The following is a 21,384-nucleotide window of genomic DNA, read 5'->3' as shown; positions in this document are numbered from 1 at the left end:
ATTTTGAATTACGAGTTTTTTATAGCTAAACGCATTATTGGTAGTAAAGCGTATAAAAGTAGTGTTTCAGCACCAATTATAAAAATTGGGATTACGGCTATTGCTATTGGTATCATCGTTATGCTTATTGCGATTGCTACAGGTTTAGGGCTTCAAAAAAAAGTGCGAGAAAAAGTTGTTGCCTTTAATGGTCACTTAACGATTGAAAGTTTTGATACTAATGCGTCTAATGAATCTTTAATTCCAATTTCAATAGAGCAAGATTTCTATCCAAAATTCAATAGTGTTGATGGCGTAAAGCATATACAGGCTGTTGCTACTAAATTTGGAGTAATTCGTACCGAAACCGATTTTGAAGGGATCGTTTTAAAAGGTGTAGGAGCAGATTACAATTGGTCTTATCTCAAAGCGTTTTTAATTGAAGGGATTGTACCTGATTATTCTCAATCAATGACTAACGATGTGTTGATTTCAAGTTATCTTGCCAATAGACTTAATTTTAAACTAGGAGACGCTTTTCAGATGGTGTTTGGTAAAGAGCGTGTAGATCAATTGCCATTTATTAGAACCTTTAAAATTGTTGGTATTTTTAGCTCTGGTTTTCAGGATATAGATAAAAATATCATGATTGGCGACCTGCGTCATGTGCAACGACTTAATAAATGGGAAAAAAATCAAATAGGTAGTTTTGAAATATTTCTTAACGACTTTAATGCTTTAAAGGAAAAAGATTCTCAAATTCGCACTGTTACGCCTTCAAATTTAAACACCCAGACTATAGAGGAACGGTATTACACCACATTTGAATGGATAAAGATCTTTGATAATAATACTTATGGCATCATAACTATCATGATTATCGTTGCTGGAATAAATATGATTACAGCCTTACTAGTTTTAATTCTAGAACGAACACAAATGATAGGCATACTAAAAGCTTTAGGTAGTAGCAACTGGAGTATAAGAAAAGTATTTTTGTACAATGCAACTTATCTTATTGGTTTGGGGTTGTTTTGGGGTAATCTCATTGGTTTAACATTACTATTCATTCAGCAACAGTTTAGCTTACTGAAATTTCCAGATCCTGAGCAATATTATGTCTCAATTATTCCAGTATACATTAGTTTAGATTATATCATTTTGTTGAATATAGGTACATTTTTAGCTTGCCTATTAATGCTATTGATTCCTTCAGTAATCATCACAAAGATTTCTCCAGTAAAAGCTATTCGGTTTGAATAATTGTTACTCAAAAAACCACCGACTTTAAACTTTAAATATTTATTTTTGCATCTCAAAAGAACAACTATGGATTACGCAGAAAACATATTAGGTACTATTGGTAATACACCTCTGGTTAAAATAAACAAACTTACATCAGAACTCCCTTGCTTGGTATTGTCTAAATACGAAACATTTAATCCTGGGAACTCAGTTAAAGACCGTATGGCTCTTAAGATGATTGAAGATGCAGAAGCTGATGGGAGACTAAGACCTGGAGGTACTATAATAGAAGGGACGTCTGGTAATACAGGAATGGGACTAGCCTTGGCGGCAATAGTTAAAGGATACAAGTGCATTTTTGTAATAAGTGATAAGCAATCTAAAGAAAAGATGGATATCTTAAGAGCTGTGGGAGCAGAGGTTATTGTCTGCCCTACCGATGTAGAACCAGATGATCCTAGAAGTTATTATTCAGTTTCTAAGCGCTTAGGAGAGGAGACACCTAATTCTTGGTATGTAAATCAATACGATAACCCAAGTAATGCTAAAGCACATTATGAAAGTACAGGTCCTGAAATTTGGAAGCAAACCGATGGAAAAGTCACCCACTTTGTAGTAGGCGTCGGTACAGGAGGAACCATTTCTGGAGTAGGAAAATATTTAAAAGAACAGAACCCTAATGTTAAAGTTTGGGGTGTTGATACTTATGGAAGTGTCTTTAAAAAGTATCACGAGACAGGTGTATTTGACGAAAATGAAATTTACCCTTATGTTACCGAAGGGATAGGTGAAGATATTTTACCTGAAAATGTAGATTTTAGTATCATTGATGGTTTCACTAAAGTAACCGATAAAGATGCAGCTGTTTACACTCAGCTACTAGCAAAGGAAGAGGGTATGTTTTTAGGGAATTCTGCTGGAGCTGCTATAAAAGGTCTTTTACAGTTAAAAGATCATTTTAAGAAAGATGATGTTGTAGTTGTATTATTTCATGATCATGGTAGCCGTTATGTTGGTAAGATGTTCAATAACGATTGGATGAAACAAATGGGATATATAGATTGATTTTATTACTCTAATTCAATTTTGTCAATCAATAATTTAAAGTCTTGTGCTTTCTTATTACCAATTAAAAAAGCTACTTCTGCTATATATTCACCAGAAAAGTTGGGTTGATTCAACCTACGACCTCTAAAACTGGGATACATTTCAGAAAAAGGAATTTCTACGGTCATCCAATCATCAACGGTTTTAAACTCATAGATATAAGAAGCATAGTCACGGCGATCAGTTTTTACTCTAAATTGATATGTACTACCATCGCCTTTGATACGCAGTTTTATTTTAGAAAAATCACTAACATCTTTTGGTTTGAATTGATGTCTTACAGATGAAAATCCACCGTTATTCTCTAAGGAAACGGTTCCTGAGAAAAGACCGTGACCTTCACTATTAATATCAAAATTTCCATTTGATCTTCCACCCATTACTACATCATCAACAATGTACCAATCATTAGTGTTACTATAAATATTGAAATCGTACAATGCCATATTTCCTAAAAATAAAGCTGTAATTAAAATTAATTTAAAGTTCATTTTTTTCTCTTTAAAATACAAAACATCAACCAATCAATTTCTAAAATATTAGTTAAACCTTTTTTTGTTCATGTAATTTTTTAATTTTAGCACATGAGAGAAAATTTTCTACATTATATATGGAAGTATAAAAAGTTTAACACAGTAAATATAAAAACTACACAGCATGACCCAATATTAATCATTTCTACTGGAATGAACAATCAAAATTCTGGACCAGATTTTTTTAATGCAAAAATTCGAGTAGGAAACCAGTTATGGGCTGGAAATGTAGAAATACATGTGAACTCTAGTGATTGGTTTGCACATAATCATGAGCAGGATAAAACTTATGATAATGTCATATTACATGTTGTATATAACCATGATATTGAGATCTACAGGAAAGATAATTCTAGCATTCCAACATTACAATTAAGAGAGTATATAGATAGAGAGGTATTAAACAATTACCAGAATTTACTCTCAAATAGTAATAACAAATGGATCAATTGCGAAACTGATTTTGCGTCAGTAGAAGATTTTATTTTTAGACATTGGTTAGAGCGCTTATATTTTGAACGTCTAGAACAAAAATCGAACCTGGTTTCAGAACTACTCAATGATTCAAAGAATGACTGGGAAGCAGTCCTATTTAAAATGCTAGCTAGGAGCTTTGGACTTAAAGTTAATAGTGAAGCGTTTTTCAGTATGGCTAATTCAATTACTTTTTCAATGATTAGAAAAACACGATCAAATTTAGATTCACTTGAAGCTTTGTTTTTTGGACAAAGTGGTTTGCTGGAAAACCCTTTTGAAACGAGTTATTATCAAGATTTGAAGCGTGAATATAAATATTTAGCACAAAAGTATCAACTCACCAATAAGCATACTTTACCATTGCAGTTTTTTAGGCTAAGACCAGTAAATTTTCCAACATTACGGTTGTCACAATTAGCCAATCTATACCACAAAGAGCCACATTTGTTTTCTAAGATCATGCAATGTAAAAGCTTAGAAGATTTTTACGAATGCTTTAGTGTTTCAGCATCAATATATTGGGATTCGCATTATACGTTTGAAAGTGCATCTAAAGCTAGTAAAAAACGCGTGACCAGGTCATTTATTGATTTACTTCTAATAAATACAATTCTACCAATAAAATTTAGTTATGCTAGATATAATGGTCAGTTTATAGATGAAATAATAATTAATATCGTAAGCCAAATTGCTTCAGAAAAAAACAGCATTATTAAACAATTTGATCTTTTAAAAAAAAGATCTAATTCTGCATTAGAGTCTCAAGCTTTAATTCAGTTGAAAACTGAATATTGCGATAAAAATAAATGTTTACAATGTGCTATAGGGAATGCGCTAATCATTAAATAATTCGTTAAATTGCACTATGAAATTATTCTATCAAATGTTATATTTTTTTCAAAAACGTGGCTATTATGTTTGCCAACGCATTGCAGATAGATTAGGTATTAGAGCTAAAGTAGTTCGAACATCTTTTATGTATTTAACATTTGTTACCGTAGGATTTGGTTTTGCATTGTACCTATTTTTTGCTTTTTGGATTAGAATAAAAGATATTATTTACACAAAACGCTCTTCAGTATTTGACTTATAATATATGAATCCATTGATTAAATTTTTTAGGACCAAAATCTATACAGCAGTTTTTTTACTGATATTACTCTTGATCGTTGGTGTACTTGGGTTTAGAATAATGTCTAACTATTCTTGGGTAGACTCACTATACATGACAGTAATTACGATTACAACTGTTGGTTTTGGTGAAGTTCAGCCATTAGATGATAATGCAAAAATTTTTACAATATTTTTAATTTTAGCTAGTGTAGTCATTTTAGGTTACGCAATTACTGTGATTACAGAATATATATTAAGCAAAAATGATTTAGAAGAATTAAAACAGAAAGAAATGCAAAAGAAAATAGACAGTTTTACCAATCATATCATTATTTGTGGTTATGGAAGAAATGGTAAACAAGCAGCAAAGAAACTCATGGCCTATAATAAACCGTTTGTAGTGATCGAAAGAAACAAAGAACTTATAGATAAATTTGAAGGTGAAGACATTGCTTTTGTAAATGGTAATGCTAACGAAGATGAGGTTCTTTTACAAGCTGGAATCGATAGAGCAAGTACGCTTATTAGCGCATTACCTAATGATGCCGATAACCTATTTGTTGTGCTGTCTGCAAGACAGATTAATAATTCTATGAGTATTATTAGTCGCGCCTCTCAAGAAACTTCATACAATAAATTAAAATTGGCAGGAGCCAATAATGTTATTTTGCCAGATAGAATTGGAGGAGACCACATGGCTTCATTAGTAGTAGTTCCAGATTTGATAGAGTTTATAGACAACCTTTCTATTGTTGGGAAATCAAATATTAATATAGAAGAGATCTCTACAGAAAAGTTGTATAACACCACTAAAGTGCAAACAATTAAAGACTTAGACCTTAGACGTAAAACAGGGTGTACAGTTATAGGTTTTAAAGATGGAGAAGGTGATTATGTGGTAAATCCGGAAGCTGAGTTGAAACTCGTTCCAAATTCTAAAATCATCGTTTTGGGAAGACCAGAACAAATCGAGAAGCTAAATTCTGTGTATAACATAAAATAGCATAAACTTCATTTTAACAACCGATGCTTTAAAAAATCATTTTTTTTTAGCATCTTGTGAATCTTAATTTAAAACTAACTAATACAAAATCCATATTATGAAGAAATATCTTCTTTCATTATTCACACTAATATTACCATTTTTAATTTTTGCTCAAGACAAGGGTATTGACGAAAAAATTAATGATGCCTTTATGCCAGTTGCAAGCTGGTGGGAAGGTTTTGTATTAACATCTATCCCTATTGGAGAATATAATATTCCAATTGTAGTATTGTTATTAGTTTTAGGGGCTACATTTTTTACGATTTATTTCAAGTTTCCAAGCATAACTAAATTTGGGCTGGCAATTAATACTGTTAGAGGTAAATATGATGAAATAGAAGGAGGTAATAAAGCAGAAGAACATGTTGCAGTGAATATTGTTGATGGAGATTTACCAGATACGATTAGAGACGAAAGTAAAGAAGGCGAAGTGAGTCACTTCCAAGCGTTAGCTACTGCTGTTTCTGGAACAGTTGGGTTAGGTAATATCGCAGGTGTTGCAGTGGCAATAGCATTAGGAGGACCAGGAGCTACATTTTGGATGATCATTTGTGGGCTTATCGGTATGTCTACAAAGTTTGTAGAATGTACACTTGGTGTAAAATATAGAGACGTAGATTCTAGCGGAACAGTTTATGGAGGTCCTATGTATTATTTGTCGAAAGGACTAAAGGAAAGAAACATGGCTGGATTTGGTAAAGTATTAGGTGCTATTTTCGCTATACTTTGTGTTGGAGCATCTTTTGGAGGAGGTAATGCTTTTCAGTCAAATCAAGCTGCTGTACAATTAAGTTCTTTGTTTAATTTAGAAGGTGGTGCTACTGGAGTCATTATTGGTGTCGTTTTGGCCATTTTAGTTGGTATAGTAATTATTGGAGGAATCAAACGTATTGCTAAAATCACAGAAAAGATTGTACCATTTATGGCTGGAATATATGTATTGGCCTGTTTAGTCATTATCTTTTCAAACTTCAGTTATATTGGAGATGCTTTTGGTTTAATATTTAGTGGTGCATTCACCCCTATGGCAGGCCTAGGAGGTCTAGTAGGTGTTTTAATTGTAGGATTTCAAAGAGCTGCCTTTTCTAATGAAGCAGGAGCTGGGTCTGCTGCAATTGCTCATTCAGCAGTAAAAACAAAATATCCTGCTTCAGAAGGTGTGGTCGCACTACTAGAACCATTTATTGATACCGTAGTGATTTGTACAATGACTGCTTTAGTTATTATTTTCTTTAATATTGATGGAGGTAATTTGCAAAGTGTATTTCAATATGGAGCAGCTGGAGAATCAAGTAGTAGTGTATTATTAAATGCAACAGGAGAATCAGTTGGAGGAGTAGATTTAACATCAATGGCATTTGATTCAGTAATTCCTGGATTTTCATACATACTTACCATAGCTATCGTACTATTTGCTTTTTCTACTATGATTTCATGGTCTTATTATGGGTTACAATCATGGAAGTACTTATTTGGAAAAGGAAAAAATGCTGATCTAGTGTATAAAATATTATTTTTATTGTTTGTTGTTATTGGAGCAGCAGCTACTTTAGATGCAGTTATTAAATTTTCTGATGCTATGATTCTAGCATTAGTATTTCCAAATATGATAGGTTTACTTTTCTTATTCCCTAAAGTTCGAGATGAAATGAAAAAATATGTTGGAGCAATTAGAGATACCAAAGAATAAAAAATATGAAAAATTTCAAATCCTACTTCACGTATACCAAACAACAACGTCGTGGGATTTTTACATTATTGATAGTAATTCTAATCGTACAATGCCTCTATTTTTTTATAGATTTTCCTTCGGAAGAAATAAAGATCAATTCTCATGATCTAGCAAAATTTAGGAAAGAAGTAGATTCGCTAAGGCTGATTGAATTAGACAATAATAAACCTAAAATCTATCCGTTCAATCCAAATTTTATTACAGATTATAAAGGCTATATGTTGGGTCTTTCTAATGAAGAGATTGATAGATTACTCAACTTCAGAGAACAAAATAAATGGGTCAATTCTGCTAAAGAATTTCAAAATGTAACAAAAGTATCAGACTCACTTTTAGATAAGATATCACCTTACTTTAAATTTCCAGATTGGGTAACAAATCCAAAGCCGAAGCATCAATACCAGCCTATAATTAAAAAGGCTAAGACATTCGATCAAAAAATTGATTTGAATAGCGCAACTGCTAGCCAATTGCAGAGGGTGAGTGGTATTGGTCCTAAACTTTCAGAACGTATTATTGCATACAGGACAAGGTTAGGCGGACAGTTTATTGCCGATATTCAACTTCATGATGTTTATGGCTTATCTCCAGAAGTTATCGAAAACGCTTTAAAGGAATTTACAGTTAAAAACTCAATAGAAATTACAAAACTCAATTTAAACACAGCTACTGTAAGTGAATTAGTTACCATTCAATATATAGATTACGAGATTGCTTCCAATATCATCGAAGAACGTATACTCAGAGAAGGCTTTAAAACTTTAGATGAATTAGCCAAAGTAAAAGAGTTTCCTGTCAAAAAAATTGAGATAATTAAGCTATATTTGACACTCTAATTTTAGAAAAAATTGCAATTATGAATAGTATGTACTTCACTGAAGAACATCAGATGTTTAGACAGAGTTTAAAAGACTTTTTACAAAAAGAGGTTGTGCCTCATATAGAAAAATGGGAAAACACAGGGATTATAGATCGCTTTATATGGAAGAAATTTGGAGAAATGGGTTTTTTCGGATTGCCTTACCCTGAAGCTTATGGAGGTTTAGATCTCGATCTTTTTTACACTGTTATACTATTAGAAGAACTTCAAAAAATAAATTCAGGTGGCTTTGCTGCTGCTATTTGGGCTCATGCGTATTTAGCAATGACTCATGTCAATAAAGAAGGAAATCATGAGCAAAAACAAAAGTATTTGACACCAAGTATCTCTGGCGAAAAAATTGGGTGTTTATGTATTACTGAACCTTTTGGAGGAAGTGATGTTGCTGGCATGCGTACAACTGCAGTAAAAAACGGAGATACCTATGTGATTAATGGTTCTAAAACTTTTATAACAAATGGAGTCACTAGTGATTATTTAGTAGTAGCAGCTAAAACAAATCCTGAACTTGGAAATAAAGGCATAAGTATATTTATTGTAGATCGTGAAACTGTAGGCGTATCTGCAACAAAATTGGATAAATTAGGATGGAGAGCATCAGACACAGGCGAGATAGCTTTTGATAATGTTGTCATTCCCGCTTCTAATTTGATGGGTGAAGAAAATAAAGGGTTTCCATACATCATGCAACACTTTGCACTTGAACGATTGATTATGGGAGTGAATGCACATGCAAGAGCAGAATTTGCTTTAGATTATGCTCAAAACTACATGAGTGAAAGACAAGCATTTGGAAGAACCATAGACAAATTTCAAGCATTAAGACATTCCTTTGCTGATACTTATGCCCATATGTTAGTTTGTAAAGAGTTTAATTATACAGTTGCAAATCGTTTAGACAAAGGCGAATATGTGGTAAAAGAAGCTACCATTTCTAAGTTGCAATCGACGAAAATGGCAGATGAAGTTATTTACCAATGTCTCCAATTCTTAGGAGGTTATGGTTATATGGAAGAATATCCTATGGCAAGATTACTTCGAGATAGCAGATTAGGTCCAATTGGTGGAGGTACATCAGAGATACTAAGGGAAATTATTGCTAAAATGGTGATTGATAAAAAAGACTATAAGCCCGCAACTTAATGTAATAACAATGCAAAGATCTGTTTTAAATTTTATTGTTGTTTTAATTCTATGCTTGTTTTCAACACTAGTGTCGTCTCAGACTGAAGTTAAAAGCAAAATTTTAGACTTTTCAACATTGCTTCCAATTGAAAGTGCTAGTATTTATGTAAAGAACACAACGATAGGAACTATAAGTAATCAAGACGGTAAGTTTGTCTTACAAGTTCCTAAGGAGCTAGAAACAGATACATTAATCATTTCTTCTATAGGTTTTAAAAGTTTTAAAACACCTGTTAATCAATTTGACAACACACAAGATATTTATTTAGAAGAAGATATTGCATCATTAGATGAAATCATTTTGGTTGCAGAAACGCGACCAAAAACAGGGAATGATATTGTCTTAAGAGCTCTAGAGCGATTACCCGAAAATCTTCCTGATTCTTCATATATTCAAAAAGGGTTTTTAAGGCATAAAGAACGCAATGCTAAAGAATTTAAATGGTTAATTGAAAGTGCAATTACAGTTTATGATTCTGGTTTTGCAGTTTCATCAGAAGATCATTTAAAAATTAATGTTGACCAAGTTCGCAAAAGTTACGACCTTAGAGATGTAGATAGTATATTCTCATACTATTCATATTTAAAACGCTACGAAAATTACAAAAAACTCAAAGCAAAGAATTTAAAACGAGATACTATAGAAACGGCTTCTCTAGTTAAGGCAATCAAATGGAACGATACTAGAGTTAATGGATTAGAAAATCTATTCAAAGGAAAGCTTAATTTGGTAAGAAACGCTAACCTTTCCAAATCACTATTTGGTGAAGATGTTTTAGATAAACACCAATTCAAATTAGATACAGTTTTGGTTGATAATGATCGTAAAATTTATAAAATTCAAATTTCCGATAGTAACGATTTTATTGGATTAGACACTAAAGGGATTTTTAATGAAGGATATAAAGCCAATGGGTGGATTTATATTTATTGGGATAATTATGCAATCAAGAAAATAGAATATGAACTTATTGCTGCATCGCCAGCTCAAAAAAGTAGAAGTAAAACGCTATTTGGGACTCAAGTAAACCATAAGCTGGTCATTACTTATATGGAATATAACGATAAAATGTACCCTAACTATATTTATTATGAAACTCCAAAATTGGTTAATGTTGGGCTAAAGACCAATGAAAAACTTACAGAAGAAGAAAAAGCCAAGTATTATAACGAAGAACGGTTTTATTATACGATTCAAGAAATTTTATTTTCAGAAATTATTGAAGATAAGCAAGCCATTTCTGATGCTTTGAATGGTGATTGGGATGCAGATATATTTGCGCCAAAACCTTACGATAAATCATTTTGGCGCACCTATAACATTTTATTAGAAAGTGAAGAAGATGAGCAACTCATAAAAGATTTAAGTAAGCGAGCGTCACTATTTAAAAACTAGACAATACAATAACTGCTATTTAAAACAATTAAACGTTTTTGTTTTGAAATTTTAAAAACCTTTATATATTTGCAGCCTTAAAAATTCTAAAAGAGAGGAGGTTAAGAACTATGTTAATAATTCCAGTAAAAGAAGGAGAAAATATAGACAGAGCGTTAAAACGTTACAAGCGTAAGTTTGTAAGAACTACTATTAAAAATCAGTTACAAGAGCGTAAACAATTTACGAAACCTTCTATAGCACGTAGAGCTCAAATACAAAAAGCTCAGTATGTACAAGGTCTAAAAGATCAAGAAAACATATAATCAGTTTAAATAATAAAAAAATCCCACTAGAAATAGTGGGATTTTTTTATTAAAAGTAATGAAGTAGTTAAAACTTTGTTATTTTAGAGTCTCAACTCATAAATAGAAATGTCACTAAAATCGTTTTCAGATTACTTATTACTCGAGAAAAACTATTCCCAGCTTACACTTAAAGCCTATATGAGTGATCTTCAAGAGTTTTCTGAATTTGTACGATTTGAATATGATACAGACGAAATTATAGCTGTTAATTATCAACAAATACGTAGTTGGATAATAACTTTAGTAGAAAAAGGACTTACCAATAGAAGCGTAAATAGAAAGATATCGTCACTAAATTCATATTATAGGTTTCTATTAAAGATTGAAGAAATAGAAGTAAATCCATTATCTAAGCATAAAGCATTAAAGACCAGCAAAAAAATACAAGTACCATTTTCTGAGCAAGAGATGAAAAAAGTGCTCAAAGAAATGAGTTTGACAAATGATTTTGAAGGCGTAAGAAACAGACTTATAGTCGAACTATTCTATGCCACAGGCATTAGACGTATAGAACTTGTGCAATTAGAGTTAAGTAATGTAGATATAATTAATAATACTCTAAAAGTATTAGGAAAGCGAAATAAAGAAAGATTTATCCCGTTATTACCATCAGTCATTGAAACCTTAGAAACGTATTTAAAGTTGAGAAGTAAGCTAGATGTTATTGTAGATAATTCATATCTATTTTTGACAAAAAAAGGGGTTAAAATTTATGAAACACTTGTTTACAGAATTATAAATGACTATTTTAGTATAGCATCTTCTAAGGTAAAACGGAGTCCTCATATATTAAGGCACTCATTTGCGACTCATTTATTAAATCAAGGTGCAAATCTAAACGCTGTTAAAGAGCTTCTTGGTCACTCAAGTTTAGCAGCCACACAGATTTATACACATAATAGTATAGCTGAATTAAAAAAAGTGTACTCAAATACACATCCAAGAAGTAAAAATTAATTTCGTCTAACCAATAAAAGCGTGAATATGAAGGTAAACACACAATCCGTAAATTTTACAGCAGACAAAAAGCTTATAGCATTCATTCAAAAGCGAATGGATAAGCTAGACATGTTCTATGATAAAGTCATTCAGTCTGACGTCTATTTAAAAGTGCAAAACACCAGTGATAAGGAAAATAAAATTTTTGAAGCTAAAGTAAATGTACCTGGAGATAGCTTTGTAGTAAAAAAACAATGCAAGACATTCGAAGAAGGAGTAGATATGGCCGTTTCATCACTTGAAAGACAATTAAAAAAGCGAAAACAGAAATTAAGGTCATATATCTGATAAAATTTTTCAAAAAATGTTTTGAATAAATAAATAAATCTTTACATTTGCAGTCCGTTAGAAATAGCGGGCTTTTTTTGTGAGAAAAAAGTGGTTTAAAAGCCGATATAGCTCAGCTGGCTAGAGCAGCTGATTTGTAATCAGCAGGTCGTGGGTTCGAGTCCCTCTATCGGCTCTTGAAATTTTGAAATTATTGGGGAGATACTCAAGCGGCCAACGAGGGCAGACTGTAAATCTGCTGACTACGTCTTCGCAGGTTCGAATCCTGCTCTCCCCACAAAATTTTAACAAGAATTTATTCTTGTAGATTACTTTAAAGCGGTAATCTTAAAAAGTGAAATATTGAAAGCCATTAACTGGTAAAACAGTTATAAAAAATGCGAGAGTAGCTCAGTTGGTAGAGCGTCAGCCTTCCAAGCTGAATGTCGCCGGTTCGAACCCGGTCTCTCGCTCTAAATTAAATTAATATCTAATTTAATTTCATGAGTTGATGTTTTTGATTGTTTTTTTAGAATCGATCAAAACTACCTTAAAAGCCGGTGTAGCTCAGGGGTAGAGCGTTTCCTTGGTAAGGAAGAGGTCACGAGTTCAAATCTCGTCATTGGCTCTTTTTAGTATAGAATAAAAATTGAACACTAATATAAATTAAGATTAAATAAATTAAACATGGCAAAGGCAACTTTCGATCGTTCAAAACCACACCTTAATATAGGTACTATTGGACACGTAGATCACGGTAAAACAACTTTAACTGCTGCTATTACTAAAGTATTAGCTGATGCAGGTTTATCTGAAGCGAGAGACTTCGATACTATCGATAACGCTCCTGAAGAAAAAGAAAGAGGTATAACAATTAATACGTCACACGTAGAGTATCAAACATCTAATCGTCATTACGCTCACGTTGACTGTCCAGGTCACGCCGATTACGTAAAGAACATGGTAACTGGTGCTGCTCAAATGGATGGTGCTATTTTAGTTGTAGCTGCTACAGATGGTCCTATGCCACAAACTCGTGAGCATATCCTTTTAGGACGTCAGGTAGGTATTCCTCGTATCGTTGTATTCATGAATAAAGTGGATATGGTTGATGATGATGAGTTATTAGAATTAGTAGAAATGGAAATTAGAGATTTATTATCTTTCTATGAGTATGATGGTGATAATGGTCCTGTAATTGCTGGTTCTGCATTAGGAGCACTTAACGGTGAACAAAAATGGGTAGATACAGTGATGGAGTTAATGGAAGCTGTTGATAACTGGATTGAAGAGCCAGTACGAGATATGGATAAGCCATTCTTAATGCCAATTGAAGATGTATTTTCTATTACAGGTCGTGGAACTGTAGCTACAGGTCGTATCGAAACTGGTGTTGCTAACACAGGAGATCCTGTTGAAATCATTGGTATGGGTGCTGAGAAATTGACATCTACAATTACTGGTATTGAAATGTTCCGTCAAATTTTAGATAGAGGTGAAGCTGGTGATAATGCTGGTATCTTATTAAGAGGTATTGAGAAAACTCAAATCTCAAGAGGTATGGTAATTACTAAGCCTGGTTCAGTTACTCCTCACAAAAGTTTCAAAGCTGAGGTTTACATCTTGAAAAAAGAAGAAGGAGGACGTCATACACCATTCCATAATAACTACCGTCCACAGTTTTACGTACGTACAACTGATGTAACTGGAAACATTGCGCTTCCTGATGGTGTTGAAATGGTAATGCCTGGAGATAACCTTACTATTACTGTTGAGTTAATCCAACCAATTGCAATGAATGTAGGTTTACGTTTTGCAATTCGTGAAGGAGGTAGAACAGTAGGTGCAGGTCAGGTAACTGAGATTTTAGACTAAAATATTTAGTATATAAATATGGATTAAGGTGTTCGTCAAAGGCGAACGCCTTGATTTATATTTACGGGTTTAGCTCAGTTGGTAGAGCACTGGTCTCCAAAACCAGGTGTCGGGAGTTCGAGTCTCTCAACCCGTGCAAGTAAAGAAAACAAACAAAGTGTTTTACTTTTATAGTGAGACACTCTTAATAAGTTTCATTTGAAGTATTCAAATGAATAAATATAAAATCAAATGGCAGGAATTATAAATTACATTAAAGAATCTTTCGATGAGTTAAAGAATAATGTGAGTTGGCCTACATGGTCTGAAGCTCAAAGCTTAACTATTTTAGTGGCTGTGTTTTCAATAATTTTTTCATTAGCCATTTGGGGAGTTGATACCGTTTTTAGTAAGGTTATCAAAGCTTATTTTGACTTGATTTAACAATTAAAAAAGTAAGTAGGTAATGTCAGAAACAAGCGTAAATAAAAAATGGTATGTTGTTAGAGCTGTAAGTGGTCAGGAAAACAAAATCAAAACGTATATAGAAAATGAAATTTCTAGATTAGGTTTGGAAGATTATGTTGATCAAGTTCTAGTACCAACCGAAAAAGTAATACAAATTCGTAATGGAAAGAAAATAAACAAAGAGCGTGTTTATTTTCCAGGTTACATTATGATTCAGGCTAACTTAAGTGGAGAAATTCCTCATATTATTAAGTCAATAACAAATGTAATTGGGTTTTTAGGAGAAACTAAAGGAGGAGACCCTGTTCCGTTAAGACAGTCTGAAGTAAATAGAATGTTAGGTAAAGTTGATGAACTTTCTGTAGATGCAGATGTTAATGTGGCAATACCTTTCACCATAGGTGAAACTGTAAAAGTGATTGATGGACCATTCAATGGATTTGATGGTACAATAGAGAAAATAAATGAAGAAAAGCGTAAACTTGAAGTAATGGTTAAGATTTTCGGCAGAAAAACCCCATTAGAATTAAGTTATATGCAAGTTGAAAAAGTATAATAATTGTTACAAATATAGATAGTATATCTTTTAGCTTCCTTATTGAAAGAGATACAAAACTAAAATTAGTAAAATGGCAAAAGAATTAGGTAAAGTAGTTAAATTACAAGTTCGGGGAGGTGCAGCGAATCCGTCGCCACCGGTTGGACCCGCTTTAGGTGCTGCTGGAGTTAATATCATGGAATTTTGTAAGCAATTCAACGCTAGAACTCAGGACAAACCTGGTAAAGTTCTACCAGTTGTAATTTCTGTTTACAAAGACAAGTCTTTTGATTTTGTGATCAAAACACCTCCTGCGGCAGTGCAATTATTAGAAGCGGCCAAAGTAAAAAAAGGATCTGGAGAACCGAACAGAAAAAAAGTAGCTAAAGTTACTTGGGATCAAGTTAAAGCTATTGCAGAAGACAAAATGCAAGATTTAAACGCATTTGAAATTGGATCTGCTATGAAGATGGTTGCAGGTACTGCAAGATCAATGGGAATCACAGTTAAAGGTGGTGAAGCACCTAACTAAAAATTTTTGAAATGGCAAGAATAACAAAAAAAAGAAAAGAAGCTTTAGCTAAAGTAGAGAAGAATAAATTGTATTCTATCGAAGAAGCTTCAGCATTATTAAAGGAAATTACATACACAAAATTTGATGCTTCAGTTGATTTAGCAGTACGATTAGGTGTAGATCCTCGTAAAGCCAATCAAATGGTAAGAGGTGTTGTTTCGTTACCTCACGGAACAGGTAAAGACATGAAGGTTTTAGCACTGGTTACTCCTGATAAAGAAGAAGAGGCTAAAGCAGCTGGAGCTGACTACGTTGGACTAGACGAATACCTTGAAAAAATTAAAGGTGGTTGGACAGATGTAGACGTTATCGTTACAATGCCAGCAATCATGGGTAAATTAGGTCCTCTAGGTAGAGTATTAGGCCCAAGAGGTTTAATGCCGAATCCAAAAACAGGAACAGTTACTATGGATGTTGCTAAAGCAGTATCTGAGGTGAAAGCTGGTAAAATAGATTTTAAAGTTGATAAAACAGGAATTGTTCACGCTCCAATAGGGAAAGCATCTTTTACTGCTGATAAGCTAAAAGAGAATGCAATGGAATTGTTAACCACTTTAAATAAAATGAAGCCAACTGCAGCAAAAGGAGTATACATGAAAAGTATTTTCATGTCTAGTACTATGAGCCCAAGTATAGCTGTTGATCCAAAATTAAGTTAAGTAGTTAAATCTTTAGTATTATGACAAGAGAAGAAAAATCACAAGTAATTGAAGAGTTAACTGCTCAATTAGCAGATAATACAAATATTTATCTAGCTGATATATCTGGATTAAATGCAGGTAACACTTCAGATTTACGTCGTGCTTGCTATAAAGCAAACGTAAAATTAAACGTAGTAAAAAATACATTATTAACTAAAGCTATGGAAGCTTCTGATAAAGATTTCGGAGACCTTCCTTCAGTTTTAAAAGGTAATACCTCTGTAATGTATTCTGAAACTGGTAATGCTCCAGCTAAAGTAATTAAGAACTTCCGTAAAAAATCTGATAAGCCATTGCTTAAAGGTGCTTTTATTGAAGAAGCAATTTACATTGGTGATGATCAATTAGACATGTTAGTAGATATCAAGTCTAAAGAAGAATTGATTGGAGAGATTGTTACATTATTACAATCGCCAGCTAAGAATGTTATTTCAGCACTTAAATCAGGTGGTGGAACATTGGCAGGTATCATCAAAACATTATCCGAGAAATAAGGGTAACCAAATAAGTACGCACTTAAACAAATTATATTTTATTAAAATTTTTAAAAACGATAGAAATGGCAGATTTAAAAGATTTCGCAGAACAATTAGTTAATTTAACAGTAAAAGAAGTTAATGAATTAGCTACAATATTAAAAGACGAATATGGTATCGAACCAGCAGCAGCAGCAGTAGCAGTAGCAGCAGGTGGAGGTGCAGCAGGTGGTGAAGCCGCTGAAGAAAAGTCTGAATTTGACGTAATCCTTAAAGCAGCAGGTGGTTCTAAATTAGCTGTTGTAAAATTAGTTAAAGAATTAACTGGTTTAGGATTAAAAGAAGCTAAAGGTTTAGTTGATGAAGCGCCATCTCCAATTAAGGAAGGTGTTGCTAAAGACGAAGCAGAAGCTTTAAAAGCTCAGTTAGAAGAAGCTGGAGCTGAGGTTGAGCTTAAGTAAGCTTAACAAACCTACAAATTATGGTTTAGGTCTTCCGAATTAGTCGGAATGACCTAAACCCTTTTGTGTATTAAAACGGTACACAAAAAAATAAATTTTTTTTTAATCAAAATCTCGTTCATCGATGTTAGCAAATACAGCTGAAAGATTAAATTTCTCTTCCATAGTTAATAGAACTGAATATCCAGATTTTTTGGATATTCAAATAAAATCCTTTCAGGATTTTTTCCAGTTAGAGACAAAATCAGAAGAAAGAGGAAATGAAGGCTTATATAATACCTTCATGGAAAACTTTCCAATTACAGATACACGTAACCAATTTGTTTTAGAGTTTTTGGATTATTTCATTGATCCACCTCGATATACAATTGAAGAATGTATTGAAAGAGGATTAACATACAGTGTGCCTTTAAAAGCAAGACTAAAACTGTACTGTACAGATCCTGAGCATGAAGACTTTGAAACTATTGTTCAAGATGTATATCTTGGAACAATTCCTTACATGACACCAAGTGGTACTTTCTGTATCAATGGTGCTGAGCGTGTTGTGGTTTCTCAACTACATAGATCTCCTGGCGTATTCTTTAGTCAGTCGTTCCATGCTAATGGTACCAAATTATATTCTGCAAGAGTTATTCCTTTTAAAGGATCTTGGATAGAATTTGCTACAGATATCAATCAGGTGATGTATGCTTACATTGATAGAAAGAAAAAATTACCTGTTACTACATTGTTTAGAGCCATAGGTTTTGAGCGTGATAAAGACATTTTAGAGATATTTGATCTTGCTGAAGAAGTCAAAGTATCAAAATCTGGTCTTAAAAAGGTCATTGGTCGTAAACTTGCTGCACGTGTTTTAAATACATGGCATGAGGATTTTGTTGATGAAGATACTGGAGAAGTGGTATCTATCGAACGTAACGAAATTGTTTTAGATCGTGATACAATTATTGATAAAGATAATATCGAAGAAATCCTTGAAGCTGGTGTTAAAACGATTCTTTTACATAAAGAAAGTGCGCAACAAGGTGATTATGCGATTATTCATAATACTTTACAAAAAGACCCAACAAACTCTGAAAAAGAGGCTGTTGAACACATCTATCGTCAATTACGTAATGCTGAGCCACCAGATGAGGAAACAGCACGTGGTATTATTGACAAATTATTCTTTTCAGACCAACGTTACTCTTTAGGAGAAGTAGGTCGTTACAGAATGAATAAAAAATTAGGTTTAGATATCGGAATGGATAAGCAAGTACTTACCAAAGAAGATATTATTACCATTATCAAATATTTAATAGAATTGATCAACTCTAAAGCAGAGATTGACGATATTGATCACCTATCTAACCGTCGTGTACGTACAGTAGGTGAACAGTTATCATCTCAGTTTGGTGTTGGTTTAGCTCGTATGGCTCGTACCATTCGTGAACGTATGAATGTTCGTGATAACGAAGTGTTTACACCTATCGATTTAATTAATGCGAAGACCTTATCTTCAGTGATTAATTCTTTCTTTGGTACAAACCAGTTATCTCAATTTATGGACCAAACCAACCCATTGGCTGAGATCACTCACAAACGTCGTCTATCAGCTTTAGGGCCTGGAGGGTTATCTAGAGAAAGAGCAGGTTTCGAGGTTCGTGATGTGCACTATACACACTACGGAAGATTATGTCCAATTGAAACTCCAGAAGGACCAAACATTGGGTTAATTTCTTCACTATCTGTTTACGCAAAAGTGAATTCAATGGGATTCATTGAAACACCTTATAGAAAAGCTGATGGTGGCGTTGTAGATATCAAGAATGCACCAACATATTTAAGTGCAGAGGAGGAAGAAGATATGCTAATCGCTCAAGCGAATATCAGTGTTGATGATAATGGGAAAATTCTTGAAGATAAAATCATTGCTCGTCAAGAAGGTGATTTTCCAGTAATCGACCCTGCAAATGTTCATTATACAGATGTAGCTCCTAATCAAATTGCTTCAATTTCGGCGTCATTGATTCCGTTCTTAGAGCATGATGATGCAAACCGTGCTTTGATGGGATCTAACATGATGCGTCAAGCAGTTCCACTATTACGTCCTGAGGCACCTATCGTTGGAACAGGTCTTGAACGTCAAGTGGCTTCAGATTCTAGAGTATTAATCAATGCTGAAGGAAACGGAGTTGTTGAGTATGTTGATGCTAACGAAATTGTTATCAAATACGAGCGTACTGAAGAAGAAGCAATGGTGAGTTTTGATAGTGATACCAAAGCATATCCATTGGTGAAGTTTAGAAAAACAAACCAAGGAACCTCTATTAATTTGAAACCAATCGTTGAGAAAGGTGATAAAGTTAAAAAAGGACAAGTACTTTGTGAAGGTTATGCTACACAAAATGGAGAACTCGCTCTTGGTAGAAATATGAAAGTAGCCTTCATGCCTTGGAAAGGGTATAACTTTGAGGATGCAATTGTGATTTCTGAAAAAGTTGTTCGTGATGATATTTTTACATCAATTCATATCGATGAATATTCACTAGAAGTTAGAGATACCAAGTTAGGTAACGAAGAACTTACTAATGACATTCCTAACGTTTCAGAGGAGGCTACGAAAGACCTTGATGAAAATGGTATGATTAGAATTGGAGCCGAGATCAAGCCAGGTGATATTCTTATTGGAAAGATCACACCAAAAGGTGAATCTGATCCTACTCCAGAAGAGAAATTATTACGTGCTATTTTTGGAGATAAGGCTGGAGATGTTAAAGATGCATCTTTAAAAGCATCACCTTCGTTACATGGTGTTGTTATTGAGAAGAAATTATTCTCAAGAGCAATAAAAGACAAGCGCAAGAGAGCAAAAGATAAAGAAGATATTGAAGCATTAGAGAATATCTATTACAAGAAGTTTGATGATTTACAAGCTGTATTAGTCGAAAAATTATTCGCTCTTGTTAATGGTAAAACTGCTCAAGGTATTTATAACGACTTAGGTGAAGAAATTATTCCTAAAGGAAAGAAATACACCCTTAAAATGTTAAATGCTGTAGATGATTACACGCATTTAACTTCAGGAACTTGGACTACAGATGACCACTTAAATTCTTTAGTTGCAGATTTAATTCACAATTATAAGATCAAAGAGAATGACCTACAAGGATCATTACGTCGTGAGAAGTTTACTATTTCTGTAGGTGATGAATTACCAGCAGGTATCATAAAACTAGCTAAAGTATATGTTGCTAAAAAACGTAAACTGAAAGTTGGTGATAAAATGGCAGGTCGTCACGGAAACAAGGGTATTGTTGCTCGTATTGTTCGCCAAGAAGATATGCCATTCTTAGAGGATGGAACACCAGTTGACATTGTATTGAATCCACTAGGTGTACCATCACGTATGAATATCGGACAAATTTACGAAACGGTTTTAGGTTGGGCTGGACAAAAATTGGGACGTACATACGCGACTCCAATCTTTGATGGTGCAACTCTAGATCAAATCAATGAGTTTACCGATGAAGCAGGTGTGCCTAGATTTGGTCATACATACCTATATGATGGTGGAACAGGAGATCGTTTTGATCAACCAGCAACAGTAGGTGTGATTTACATGATTAAATTGGGTCACATGATTGACGATAAGATGCATGCACGTTCAATAGGTCCTTACTCATTGATAACGCAACAACCATTGGGTGGTAAAGCACAGTTTGGTGGTCAACGTTTTGGTGAGATGGAAGTTTGGGCACTTGAAGCTTATGGAGCATCAAGTACATTACGTGAAATCTTAACAGTAAAATCTGATGATGTTATAGGCAGAGCTAAAACTTACGAAGCTATTGTAAAAGGAGAGCCAATGCCAGAACCAGGATTACCTGAGTCTTTCAACGTACTGATGCACGAATTGAAAGGATTAGGATTAGATATTAGATTAGAAGAATAAATTTTGGTGAGTTGATACAATTTTCAATTATAGAAAATTGTATCAACAAACTATAGACTATAAAGTAATT

21 protein-coding genes and 5 tRNA genes are annotated in these 21,384 nt (G+C 33.5%); 25 read left to right on the top strand and 1 reads right to left on the bottom strand.

Annotated features, from left to right (window positions below; genetic code table 11):
• The first annotated feature begins 3 nt into the window (after positions 1 to 3).
• Together Q0876_RS05140 and Q0876_RS05135 are read left to right on the top strand one after the other, a co-directional pair.
• Complete coding sequence (locus tag Q0876_RS05140) at positions 4 to 1,242, top strand: FtsX-like permease family protein (RefSeq protein ID WP_299224798.1); 1,239 nt, start codon at positions 4 to 6, stop codon at positions 1,240 to 1,242.
• A 66-nt stretch (positions 1,243 to 1,308) separates the two neighbouring features.
• Positions 1,309 to 2,289 (top strand): PLP-dependent cysteine synthase family protein, encoded by a 981-nt coding sequence (locus tag Q0876_RS05135; protein ID WP_299224796.1) that lies wholly within the window; start codon positions 1,309 to 1,311, stop codon positions 2,287 to 2,289.
• 5 nt (positions 2,290 to 2,294) lie between these two features.
• Here Q0876_RS05135 and Q0876_RS05130 read toward each other — a convergent pair whose 3' ends face one another.
• Positions 2,295 to 2,822, bottom strand: coding sequence for a CIA30 family protein (locus tag Q0876_RS05130; protein ID WP_299224794.1), 528 nt, complete (start codon positions 2,820 to 2,822; stop codon positions 2,295 to 2,297).
• 93 nt (positions 2,823 to 2,915) lie between these two features.
• On the opposite strand from Q0876_RS05130, the gene Q0876_RS05125 reads away from it, so the two are divergent.
• The 23 genes from Q0876_RS05125 (at position 2,916) to rpoB (ending at position 21,314) form a co-directional block, all read left to right on the top strand.
• Positions 2,916 to 4,190, top strand: a complete 1,275-nt coding sequence (locus tag Q0876_RS05125) for a DUF2851 family protein (protein ID WP_299224792.1) — start codon at positions 2,916 to 2,918, stop codon at positions 4,188 to 4,190.
• 16 nt (positions 4,191 to 4,206) lie between these two features.
• On the top strand, positions 4,207 to 4,434 hold the full coding sequence (locus Q0876_RS05120) for a PspC domain-containing protein (RefSeq protein ID WP_299224790.1): 228 nt from the start codon (positions 4,207 to 4,209) through the stop codon (positions 4,432 to 4,434).
• Between the two features lie 3 nt (positions 4,435 to 4,437).
• Complete coding sequence (locus Q0876_RS05115; RefSeq protein WP_299224788.1) at positions 4,438 to 5,457, top strand: TrkA family potassium uptake protein; 1,020 nt, start codon at positions 4,438 to 4,440, stop codon at positions 5,455 to 5,457.
• 97 nt (positions 5,458 to 5,554) lie between these two features.
• Positions 5,555 to 7,189, top strand: a complete 1,635-nt coding sequence (locus Q0876_RS05110; protein WP_299224786.1) for a sodium:alanine symporter family protein — start codon at positions 5,555 to 5,557, stop codon at positions 7,187 to 7,189.
• Between the two features lie 5 nt (positions 7,190 to 7,194).
• Entirely contained in the window at positions 7,195 to 8,067 is an 873-nt protein-coding gene (locus tag Q0876_RS05105) for a helix-hairpin-helix domain-containing protein (RefSeq protein WP_299224784.1), read from the top strand.
• Between the two features lie 20 nt (positions 8,068 to 8,087).
• Positions 8,088 to 9,254, top strand: coding sequence for an acyl-CoA dehydrogenase family protein (locus tag Q0876_RS05100; protein ID WP_299224782.1), 1,167 nt, complete (start codon positions 8,088 to 8,090; stop codon positions 9,252 to 9,254).
• 10 nt (positions 9,255 to 9,264) lie between these two features.
• The gene (locus Q0876_RS05095) at positions 9,265 to 10,692 is read left to right on the top strand and encodes a carboxypeptidase-like regulatory domain-containing protein (RefSeq protein WP_299224780.1); all 1,428 of its coding nucleotides are present in this window, start codon (positions 9,265 to 9,267) and stop codon (positions 10,690 to 10,692) included.
• 110 nt (positions 10,693 to 10,802) lie between these two features.
• Entirely contained in the window at positions 10,803 to 10,997 is a 195-nt protein-coding gene (gene rpsU, locus Q0876_RS05090; protein WP_299224779.1) for a 30S ribosomal protein S21, read from the top strand.
• Between the two features lie 108 nt (positions 10,998 to 11,105).
• Positions 11,106 to 11,996: a tyrosine-type recombinase/integrase gene (locus Q0876_RS05085; RefSeq protein WP_299224777.1), complete on the top strand. Its 891-nt coding sequence runs from the start codon at positions 11,106 to 11,108 to the stop codon at positions 11,994 to 11,996.
• A gap of 27 nt (positions 11,997 to 12,023) precedes the next feature.
• On the top strand, positions 12,024 to 12,326 hold the full coding sequence (gene raiA / locus Q0876_RS05080; RefSeq protein ID WP_299224775.1) for a ribosome-associated translation inhibitor RaiA: 303 nt from the start codon (positions 12,024 to 12,026) through the stop codon (positions 12,324 to 12,326).
• Between the two features lie 101 nt (positions 12,327 to 12,427).
• Positions 12,428 to 12,501: transfer RNA gene (locus Q0876_RS05075), tRNA-Thr, on the top strand.
• 20 nt (positions 12,502 to 12,521) lie between these two features.
• Positions 12,522 to 12,603, top strand: a tRNA-Tyr gene (locus Q0876_RS05070).
• A gap of 102 nt (positions 12,604 to 12,705) precedes the next feature.
• Positions 12,706 to 12,778, top strand: a tRNA-Gly gene (locus Q0876_RS05065).
• An 83-nt stretch (positions 12,779 to 12,861) separates the two neighbouring features.
• Positions 12,862 to 12,933 (top strand) — tRNA-Thr (locus Q0876_RS05060).
• A gap of 59 nt (positions 12,934 to 12,992) precedes the next feature.
• Positions 12,993 to 14,180 carry an elongation factor Tu gene (gene tuf, locus Q0876_RS05055; protein ID WP_299224773.1) on the top strand — a complete coding sequence of 396 codons (1,188 nt, stop codon included), beginning with the start codon at positions 12,993 to 12,995 and terminating at the stop codon, positions 14,178 to 14,180.
• A gap of 63 nt (positions 14,181 to 14,243) precedes the next feature.
• Positions 14,244 to 14,316: transfer RNA gene (locus tag Q0876_RS05050), tRNA-Trp, on the top strand.
• A 95-nt stretch (positions 14,317 to 14,411) separates the two neighbouring features.
• Positions 14,412 to 14,603, top strand: a complete 192-nt coding sequence (secE, locus tag Q0876_RS05045) for a preprotein translocase subunit SecE (protein WP_299224771.1) — start codon at positions 14,412 to 14,414, stop codon at positions 14,601 to 14,603.
• Between the two features lie 22 nt (positions 14,604 to 14,625).
• Positions 14,626 to 15,183 (top strand): transcription termination/antitermination protein NusG, encoded by a 558-nt coding sequence (gene nusG / locus Q0876_RS05040; RefSeq protein ID WP_299224769.1) that lies wholly within the window; start codon positions 14,626 to 14,628, stop codon positions 15,181 to 15,183.
• Positions 15,184 to 15,256: 73 nt separating this feature from the next.
• Complete coding sequence (gene rplK, locus Q0876_RS05035) at positions 15,257 to 15,697, top strand: 50S ribosomal protein L11 (protein WP_040251409.1); 441 nt, start codon at positions 15,257 to 15,259, stop codon at positions 15,695 to 15,697.
• An 11-nt stretch (positions 15,698 to 15,708) separates the two neighbouring features.
• Positions 15,709 to 16,398: a 50S ribosomal protein L1 gene (gene rplA / locus Q0876_RS05030; RefSeq protein WP_299224765.1), complete on the top strand. Its 690-nt coding sequence runs from the start codon at positions 15,709 to 15,711 to the stop codon at positions 16,396 to 16,398.
• Positions 16,399 to 16,418: 20 nt separating this feature from the next.
• Positions 16,419 to 16,934 carry a 50S ribosomal protein L10 gene (rplJ, locus tag Q0876_RS05025; protein WP_299224763.1) on the top strand — a complete coding sequence of 172 codons (516 nt, stop codon included), beginning with the start codon at positions 16,419 to 16,421 and terminating at the stop codon, positions 16,932 to 16,934.
• 65 nt (positions 16,935 to 16,999) lie between these two features.
• On the top strand, positions 17,000 to 17,377 hold the full coding sequence (gene rplL / locus Q0876_RS05020; RefSeq protein WP_299224761.1) for a 50S ribosomal protein L7/L12: 378 nt from the start codon (positions 17,000 to 17,002) through the stop codon (positions 17,375 to 17,377).
• A 124-nt stretch (positions 17,378 to 17,501) separates the two neighbouring features.
• Positions 17,502 to 21,314, top strand: coding sequence for a DNA-directed RNA polymerase subunit beta (gene rpoB, locus Q0876_RS05015; protein WP_299224759.1), 3,813 nt, complete (start codon positions 17,502 to 17,504; stop codon positions 21,312 to 21,314).
• Positions 21,315 to 21,384 lie beyond the last annotated feature (70 nt).

This window comes from uncultured Psychroserpens sp., assembly GCF_947503375.1.
Taxonomy (GTDB): domain Bacteria; phylum Bacteroidota; class Bacteroidia; order Flavobacteriales; family Flavobacteriaceae; genus Psychroserpens.
This window is presented reverse-complemented; position numbering and strand designations above follow the sequence as displayed.

Bases quoted from the DNA above. Each gene is read 5' to 3' on its own strand.
- Q0876_RS05130 (WP_299224794.1), bottom strand. From the start codon at position 2,822: ATGAACTTTAAATTAATTTTAATTACAGCTTTATTTTTAGGAAATATG.
- Q0876_RS05125 (WP_299224792.1), top strand. From the start codon at position 2,916: ATGAGAGAAAATTTTCTACATTATATATGGAAGTATAAAAAGTTTAAC.
- Q0876_RS05135 (WP_299224796.1), top strand. From the start codon at position 1,309: ATGGATTACGCAGAAAACATATTAGGTACTATTGGTAATACACCTCTG.
- Q0876_RS05100 (WP_299224782.1), top strand. From the start codon at position 8,088: ATGAATAGTATGTACTTCACTGAAGAACATCAGATGTTTAGACAGAGT.
- Q0876_RS05120 (WP_299224790.1), top strand. From the start codon at position 4,207: ATGAAATTATTCTATCAAATGTTATATTTTTTTCAAAAACGTGGCTAT.
- raiA (WP_299224775.1), top strand. From the start codon at position 12,024: ATGAAGGTAAACACACAATCCGTAAATTTTACAGCAGACAAAAAGCTT.
- Q0876_RS05105 (WP_299224784.1), top strand. From the start codon at position 7,195: ATGAAAAATTTCAAATCCTACTTCACGTATACCAAACAACAACGTCGT.
- Q0876_RS05095 (WP_299224780.1), top strand. From the start codon at position 9,265: ATGCAAAGATCTGTTTTAAATTTTATTGTTGTTTTAATTCTATGCTTG.
- secE (WP_299224771.1), top strand. From the start codon at position 14,412: ATGGCAGGAATTATAAATTACATTAAAGAATCTTTCGATGAGTTAAAG.
- Q0876_RS05110 (WP_299224786.1), top strand. From the start codon at position 5,555: ATGAAGAAATATCTTCTTTCATTATTCACACTAATATTACCATTTTTA.
- tuf (WP_299224773.1), top strand. From the start codon at position 12,993: ATGGCAAAGGCAACTTTCGATCGTTCAAAACCACACCTTAATATAGGT.
- nusG (WP_299224769.1), top strand. From the start codon at position 14,626: ATGTCAGAAACAAGCGTAAATAAAAAATGGTATGTTGTTAGAGCTGTA.
- rplK (WP_040251409.1), top strand. From the start codon at position 15,257: ATGGCAAAAGAATTAGGTAAAGTAGTTAAATTACAAGTTCGGGGAGGT.
- rpoB (WP_299224759.1), top strand. From the start codon at position 17,502: ATGTTAGCAAATACAGCTGAAAGATTAAATTTCTCTTCCATAGTTAAT.
- Q0876_RS05115 (WP_299224788.1), top strand. From the start codon at position 4,438: ATGAATCCATTGATTAAATTTTTTAGGACCAAAATCTATACAGCAGTT.
- rplL (WP_299224761.1), top strand. From the start codon at position 17,000: ATGGCAGATTTAAAAGATTTCGCAGAACAATTAGTTAATTTAACAGTA.
- rpsU (WP_299224779.1), top strand. From the start codon at position 10,803: ATGTTAATAATTCCAGTAAAAGAAGGAGAAAATATAGACAGAGCGTTA.
- Q0876_RS05085 (WP_299224777.1), top strand. From the start codon at position 11,106: ATGTCACTAAAATCGTTTTCAGATTACTTATTACTCGAGAAAAACTAT.
- rplA (WP_299224765.1), top strand. From the start codon at position 15,709: ATGGCAAGAATAACAAAAAAAAGAAAAGAAGCTTTAGCTAAAGTAGAG.
- rplJ (WP_299224763.1), top strand. From the start codon at position 16,419: ATGACAAGAGAAGAAAAATCACAAGTAATTGAAGAGTTAACTGCTCAA.